The sequence below is a fragment of the Streptomyces achromogenes subsp. achromogenes genome (genome assembly GCF_000720835.1).
In the GTDB taxonomy this organism is placed as follows: Bacteria; Actinomycetota; Actinomycetes; order Streptomycetales; family Streptomycetaceae; genus Streptomyces; species Streptomyces achromogenes.
The window spans coordinates 1-501 of record NZ_JODT01000094.1 but is presented as its reverse complement, the minus strand read 5'-3'; the positions used below and the strand labels follow the sequence as shown (position 1 = coordinate 501).

Sequence of the window (501 nt, the reverse complement as noted above, 5' to 3'; positions counted from 1 at the left end):
CCTGGTGCTGCGTCCGCGGGATCTGCCGTACAAGGTGATGTTCCCGGGGCCGACGGGCACCAACGCGGTGGAGTCCGCGCTGAAGCTGGCGCGGAAGGTGAAGGGACGCGAGGCGGTCGTGTCGTTCACCAACGCCTTCCACGGCATGTCGCTGGGCTCGCTCGCCGTCACCGGCAACGCCTTCAAGCGGGCCGGCGCCGGCATCCCGCTGGTGCACGGCACGCCGATGCCGTTCGACAACTACTTCGACGGCACGGTCCCGGACTTCCTGTGGTTCGAACGGCTCCTCCAGGACCAGGGCTCGGGCCTGGACAAGCCCGCCGCCGTGATCGTGGAGACCGTGCAGGGCGAGGGCGGCATCAACGTCGCCCGGCCCGAATGGCTGCGCGCGCTCAAGGAGCTGTGCGAGCGGCAGGACATGCTGCTCATCGTCGACGACATCCAGATGGGCTGCGGCCGTACCGGCGCCTTCTTCTCCTTCGAGGAGGCCGGCATCACCCC

The 501-nt window shown here is 69.3% G+C and carries 1 protein-coding gene; it reads left to right on the top strand.

Annotated elements, in window-relative coordinates:
• On the top strand, nucleotides 1–501 hold a 501-nt coding region (locus IH25_RS0136835), incomplete at both ends, for an aminotransferase class III-fold pyridoxal phosphate-dependent enzyme (RefSeq protein WP_030621422.1).